The 6,501-nt window shown below is 66.4% G+C and carries 6 protein-coding genes; 1 reads left to right on the forward strand and 5 read right to left on the reverse strand.

What is annotated here, in order from left to right; translation table 11 throughout:
- Position 1: 1 nt before the first annotated feature.
- The 5 genes from HPY83_16235 to HPY83_16255 all read right to left on the reverse strand — a co-directional run bounded on the left by HPY83_16235 (position 2) and on the right by HPY83_16255 (position 4,528).
- Positions 2–907, reverse strand: coding sequence for a DUF3463 domain-containing protein (locus HPY83_16235; GenBank protein NPV09494.1), 906 nt, complete (start codon positions 905–907; stop codon positions 2–4).
- Positions 904–2,109: a cysteine desulfurase NifS gene (gene nifS, locus HPY83_16240; GenBank protein NPV09495.1), complete on the reverse strand. Its 1,206-nt coding sequence runs from the start codon at positions 2,107–2,109 to the stop codon at positions 904–906. Before nifS ends, HPY83_16235 begins: the two co-directional genes overlap by 4 nt.
- Positions 2,099–2,551 carry an RrF2 family transcriptional regulator gene (locus tag HPY83_16245; protein ID NPV09496.1) on the reverse strand — a complete coding sequence of 151 codons (453 nt, stop codon included), beginning with the start codon at positions 2,549–2,551 and terminating at the stop codon, positions 2,099–2,101. The genes nifS and HPY83_16245 overlap by 11 nt, the downstream gene beginning before the upstream one ends.
- 222 nt (positions 2,552–2,773) lie before the next feature.
- Positions 2,774–3,844, reverse strand: a complete 1,071-nt coding sequence (locus tag HPY83_16250) for an Ldh family oxidoreductase (protein ID NPV09497.1) — start codon at positions 3,842–3,844, stop codon at positions 2,774–2,776.
- A gap of 63 nt (positions 3,845–3,907) precedes the next feature.
- Positions 3,908–4,528 carry a DUF3786 domain-containing protein gene (locus tag HPY83_16255; protein ID NPV09498.1) on the reverse strand — a complete coding sequence of 207 codons (621 nt, stop codon included), beginning with the start codon at positions 4,526–4,528 and terminating at the stop codon, positions 3,908–3,910.
- A 364-nt stretch (positions 4,529–4,892) separates the two neighbouring features.
- Between HPY83_16255 and HPY83_16260 the strand changes: the two genes are divergently transcribed.
- Entirely contained in the window at positions 4,893–6,314 is a 1,422-nt protein-coding gene (locus tag HPY83_16260) for a hypothetical protein (protein NPV09499.1), read from the forward strand.
- The last annotated feature ends 187 nt before the right edge of the window (positions 6,315–6,501 follow it).

The following is a 6,501-nucleotide window of genomic DNA, read 5'->3' on the forward strand; positions in this document are numbered from 1 at the left end:
CCTAACCTCCCGGGCCAAGGCCGAATATGGTGAGGCCGGCCCGCAGGGCTCCTGGGTTGAGATCGAACGCCAACGACATCTCGACGTGAGCGGCGAAGCCGCAGCGCTCGCAGGCGACGGGGCCCCTCCCCTTGAGGTAGCACCCCTGCTGGATGCTGCCGTCCGGGTTGGCGTTGGACACGAGCCAGGGGTGACAGCGCCAGCCCGGGGCTTGCAGCGCTCTAAGCGCGTCCTCCGAATCCAGCAAAGGGTAACCCTTACGCTTCATCTCGATCAAGCGCTCCAGCAACTCCCGTCGCTGATCGAACGGGACGAACAGCGAGAGGTCGTCCTCGTAGGGGTAGTAGAACTGGATGGTGATCCCCCGGACGCGGCTGGCGAGCTCTTCTACCAGAGCAGGCACTTCCGCAACGTTCAGGGTGCTGATGGTGACGTTGGCGTAGAGACGCGGGTGGCGGGAACGCTCGATGTTCTCCATCTGCCGCTGGTAGATCGGGCCCCTGATCCTCGCGGTGGTCTCTTCTAGTCCATCCACGCTCACCCACACCACGTCCGGGTCATCGGGCAGGGGAAGGGTGCCATTGCTGATGACTCCCACAGACCAGAAGCGTTCCTTCGCGTAGCGCACCAGATCGCCGAGACCGGCGTCGCCGTCGCGCCAGAGCAGGGGCTCGCCGCCTTCGAAGATAAGCAGCCGAACACCGGCGGCGTGCAAGCGATCCAGCACAATCCTGGCCTCCTGGGCGTTCGGTTCTGGCCCCGGGCGGCGCCAGAAGGGGCAGTGCACGCAGTGCAGATTGCAGCGCTGGGTGATCTTGTAGCCTGATAGGAGCGGCCTCCGCCGGCCCAGCACTCGGGCTTCGAGCAGGCGAAGGGGGAAGCCGACGAAAGGGGCGAGGCTTCTCAATGGGTGGGACGCTCCGCCCCCCTGCCCGGAGCCAGGGGGCTCATGGCGCGAAGACGCTCCACGATGCCCGGGAGCACTTCGATCACGCGCTGCACCTGCGCCTCAGTGTTACTGTGGCCCAGCGTCAGACGGAGGCTTCCGTGAGCCAGCTCAGGGGGCAGCCCCATGGCTGTGAGCACCGCGGACGGTTCCAGTGAGCCCGAAGTACAGGCCGAGCCACTACTGGCGGCGATCCCTTCCATGTCCAGACTGAGCAGCATGGACTCGCCTTCGATGAAGCTGATGACGAAGCTGGCGCTATTGGGCAGCCGCCGCTCCGGATGCCCGGTCAGGCGCGAGTCGGGGATGGACTGGAGCACGCCTTCAATGAGCTGATCCCGCAATCCGGCCAACCTCTGGGCCTCGCTCTCCCGTTCCTCCTGAGCCAGGACCAACGCCGTGGCGAGGCCCACTGCGCCGGCCACGTTCTCCGTGCCCGCGCGCCGGTTTCGCTCCTGACCACCTCCCGTCTGCACCGGGACGAAAGGCGTGCCTCGCCGCAGGTAGAGAACCCCCACGCCCTTGGGGCCGTAGAACTTATGCGCCGAAAGCGAGAGGGAAGCCACGCCCAGCTGCTCCACATCCAGGGAGAGAAGTCCGCCGGCCTGCACGGCGTCGGTGTGAAAGGGGACCTTGTGCTCACGAGCAATGGCGGCGATTTCCTCTACTGGCTCTATGGTCCCCACCTCGTTGTTGGCGTACATGATGCTTATGAGAGCGGTGTCAGGCCGAATGGCAGCGCGCACATCCTCGGGCGCGACCAAAGCGTTCGCATCCACGGGCAGGTAGGTCACCTCGAAGCCCAGGTGCTTCTCCATCCACTGGCAAGTGTGGAGCACGGCGTGGTGCTCGACGGCCGAGGTGATGATGTGCTGCGCCTGGCGCCGCTGCTTCTGGGCCAGGGCAATTCCCCTGATGGCAGCGTTGTCGGCCTCAGTGCCGCCGGAGGTGAAGTAGACCTCCTCCGGTCTGCAGTTGAGCACCTCCGCCACCTGTTCCCGGGCCTGGCGCAGAGCCCCGGCAGCCTCTCGCCCCAGGGAGTAGACGCTAGACGGATTGCCGAACTTCTCGCTCCAATAAGGAAGCATCGCCTCCAGCACTCGCGGGTCAACCGGAGTGGTGGCGGCGTGATCGAGGTACACCAGGTGCGGATCAGATGCCATCGCCGTCAGACCTCTCTCCAATCGTCTCCAATCTCAGGCGGCCAGCCACCGAAGCCAGGGTAACTTGGGACAGCGACTCCTGTATCTGCTGGCGGATATCCCGCCACAGGGGCCGGGTGACGCAGGCCTCTACCCGGTCATGGTAGAAGCAGTTGGGCGCAGTGCCGCACTCCATAGGGAGTACGTCCCCCTCCAGGGCTCGAAGCACGTCGGCCACGGTTATGCTCTCTGGAGGGTGGGCCAGCTCGTACCCCCCCGAAGCGCCCCGGTGCGACCGGACTAGCCCGGCGCGCTTGAGGTCCTGGGCGATGTGCTCCAGGTAACGGAAGGGTATGCCCTGCTCGTTGGCAACCTCCGCCAGGGAACGAGGGCCGCTCCCATAGGACCCTGCCAGTATGGCCATCGCTCTCACTGCGTACCGCTCTCGGGCTGTGAGCTTCATTGAGACTCGCCGAATCCCTACAGTATCATATGGATTGCATTCTACTCCGGCGGACCTAGCCAGTCAAGCCGAGCGAAGCATCACGTCCGCCCTGGGCAGGCATGATGTCCCGCCCCTGCCGGGATGGAGCCATGGAGGCGGATCGACGCGTTCGCCCTGGCTCTGAACCGGTAGGGCGGCCCTTCGGTGAGAAGAGGGCGGGGCCCCGCCGCAGGCGGCCCGCTAGAAGGGCCAGGGGACGTCCAGTTCGCGGCAGAGGCGGCGGAAGTCCTCTTCCACCTTGGGGTTCAGCGGGATGCCCAGGCGGCGGCGTTCCTCTTCCTGGAGGAACTCCTTCTCTCCGGCCACGTAGATCCTGTCCTCGCCGGCCGCCTTGGGGGACTGCTTGAGCTCCCGGATGAAACCATCCATGCTGGCTTTGAACTCCTCGATGGGGCGAAACGCCGCCACGTTCAGAGCCAGGAAGAAGTGTCCGACGTTGGCAGGCCCAGGGCGATCGAGGAGTGGCGGTTGTACCCCAGTGAGGAAGGCAGCGCCGGCCAGCACGCCGCAGAGCACGTCCACCATGGCCGCTAACCCGTAACCCTTGTAGCCCCCAGTCTCGGCAGTACCGCCCAGAGGGAAGAGGCCACCGCCTTCCATGATGCGGACTGGGTCGGTGGTGGCGTGGCCCTCTGAGTCAGCGCCCCAGCCGAGCGGCACCTGAGCGCCGGCGCGACGGAAGACCTCGATCCTGCCGATGGGAACGACACTGGTGGCCATGTCGAGGACGAAAGCAAGCTCCTCGCCGGCGGGAGCGGCCAAGGAGATTGGGTTGGTGCCTAGTACCCTCTTTCGCCCGTAGGTGGGAATGGCCAGAGGCTGGGAGTTCGTGAGGGCCAGGCCGATCATATCGTGCTCGAGGGCCATCATGGCGTAGATGCCGGCGGCACCGAAGTGGTTGCTGTGGCGTACGGTGGCGCAGCAGAGACCCGTCTCCCTGGCCTTGTCAATGCACCGCTCCATGGTGCGGTAGGCGACCGGGTGCCCTAGCCCGTTGTCGGCGTCTATCACCAGGGTGGAGGGGCCCTCCGCTACCACAGTCACCTTGGGCCTCCGGTTGATAAGGCCCACCCGGGTGTTGTCCAAGTAGTAGTAGCTGAGGCGGGCCGTCCCGTGAGACTCAACGCCGCGCAGGTCAGTCTTCACCAGTACCCAGGCGACGATGTCGGCATCCTCTCGCGGCACATCAACTGCGACGAGCAAGTCAGAGACGAGCCGCTCCAACTTCTGGGCATCCACTCGTGTTGTCACTTGAACGGAACCTCCGAGTTATCTACGGTGTGGCGCAGGCGGCGCTGCTGCTCCCCAGGACGTCTACCCAGCTTCGCGTAACAGACGGCGTGACAGGACCTGACCGGCGGCAACGCAGTCCTCTGTGGTGAAGCACCGAGCTACGGCGGAATCGAACAGGATGGTGACTTCGGCCTCGAACTCGTCATCGGCCATGTTCAGCACTAGGCCCATCCAGAAGGCCGGCAGTAGGCGAAAGAGGAAGGCGCTATCGCCGAAAGAAAGCCGCTCTCCCCTGAGGGCGCGAGAGGCACTCTCGAAGGCATCTCGGTCCTGCCCGAAGCGAGCCTCCAGCGGATGAGTCGTCCGTCCCCGAAACGGCCCCAGGTAGTTGCGCCCGCCGGGCAGCTCCCGCAAGGAGATCCAGTCAGGGACCGGCCTGATGCGATCGCATAGCACCAAGTACCGGAGGATGAGCACCCTCTCCATGAGGGTGAGATCGGTCTCTTGGCTGACGACGCGGTGTTCTTCCAGGTCGATAGCCACCTCCCAGGCGAGATAGCGGAGCAGGACCCCCTGGTGCCCCTCGAGAGGTCGGGCTCCGGACCGAGCCGCCAACGCGACCGGATCCGCACCTTCGAGTCTCTCCCAGGCCAGGTCGAGGGCCAGCTGCATGCCTTTGCGCTTGCTCTGGTTGGGTGTCATCGCTGCTCTCCCTAGGTAGCCGCGGCGATTATACCAGACCGGGGCCACAGGGGCAGCGTGCGGAATCGGCGCAACGCGGCGTGCGCCGCCGATGTCAGGAAGCCGCTGTGGCGCGGGCAGCCTGCAGGTTCTACGGCGATGAGGTCGCACCGGTTGCCGCCAGACCGGCGCCGGCGATAGTATTGGCGGCATGCCTGCCCGTGCCAACCAGTCAGGGCCGCTCCCAGCCACGTCCCGTTCGGTGAGTCGCTGGGTAGCAGTGCTGTGTCTCACGCTTCTTCCGTTGGCCGCCTGTCGCCCGAGCGGGGCCGAAGTGTGCGTTCAGGCCGACGGTAGGAACCTGTGCGTCACCACGCAGGCACGGGTGGCCTATGAGGTGGTGAGAGAGGCCGGGATCGACCTGGGGCCCAAGGACAGAGTAGAGCCGGACTACTGGGCGCCGGTTGCTTCGGGGATGACCCTGCGAGTGGTCAGGGTGCAGGAGGTGGAGGAGACCGAGCTCAGGGCCGTTCCTTTCGACCGTCACACGATCAAGTCCCTGGGGCTGGAGGCGGGCGAGCGCCGGCTGTTGCAGAGCGGCCGGGAGGGAGTCGAGGAGCTGGTCTATCTGGTTGTGCTGGAGGACGGCACCAGAGTGAGCCGGCAGCATGTCCGCACCCGCCTGGTCACCCCGCCTCAGGATGAAGTGGTGGCCGTGGGCCTTCCCCCATCGGGCGGCGGCGTGGAGTTCGATGGCACCGTCGCGTACCTGGCTCAGGGAAATGCCTGGCTATTGCGGGGAGAGGCCCGGACCCGGCGTCCACTCACCACGACTGGGGATCTGGACGGGAGGGTGTTCGAGCTGTCGCCCGATGGCCGGACGCTCCTGTTCACTCGTCGTGAGGGAGCCCATTCTCAGGCTCTCAACTCACTCTGGGCGGTGGCAACGGACGTCGTCGGGGCTGAGCCGGAGAACTTGGGGATCACCGGTGTGCTCAGGGCCCTGTGGTCGCCAGAAGGCGACCGGATTATCTACACTGGCGGCGAGTGGACCGAGGGGAGCCCGGGATGGCGAGCCCTCAACGACCTTTGGGTCTTGCACTGGACCCCTGGCCGCGCTCGGTCGGAGATCAGGGGGCCTTCCTGTCCGGGGCCGTACTGCTGGTGGGGCCCCGAACTGGCCTGGCTGCCAGCCCTGGACAGCTCTGCAGGTATCAGCGACCGGGTGCTGGTGGCCAGCCCGGTCGGGGTCACAGAGGTGACGCTTTCATCCGGGGCTGAGCGCCGAGTAGTGGAGTTCGCGCCTCCCCCTGCCGGCTCGGGCTGGGTCTGGGTACCTGAGGTCGGTCCTCACCCGGCGGGGACGCATGTGGCCCTGGCCTGGCCTGCTGCCGCCTCTGAGGCCAGCGAGGCGGGCACCACTTTCGACCTGGCGGTGGTGAGCATCGGGGATGGCACGGTGGTACCTCTGTTGGAGGGAGTGGGAATGTGGGCCCGGCCGCGATACTCCAGTGGCGGCAGGGGACAGGTTCGGGTGGCGTATGCAGTCGCCGACGATGCTAGCGCATCTGCTGTGAGCCCGTATTCGGTCTGGGTGGCCGACGCCGACGGGAGCGAGGCCCGTAGACTGTTTCCGCTGACGGCCGGTGGCACAACGATCTACGAGTTCACCTGGTCGTCGGACGGTTACTTGCTGGTGGGGGCTGAGAGCGGTCTGTACCTGTGTGGCGCAGAGACGGGCGAGGTGCGCCCCCTGCTGGAGGGGTTGGCCGTGACGAGGGTGCGGTGGGCCGGCCCCACGCCGTGAGCCGACCGGAGTCGGCCTGGAGCCCCCGGGCGCTGGTGGGGCTTACCCTGATGCTTCTGGGCGCTCTCGGGCTGGCAGGGTCTGCCTGGCTCAGTCTCAGGGGTCAGGGACCGTCGGCTGCGGCCGCGCCGCCTCGGTTGGAGCCGTGGGTCGAGCCCGGCCTGGGCGTGAACGTGGACCTCATTGG

The organism is Anaerolineae bacterium (genome assembly GCA_013178015.1).
Lineage (GTDB): Bacteria > Chloroflexota > Anaerolineae > DRVO01 > DRVO01 > Ch71.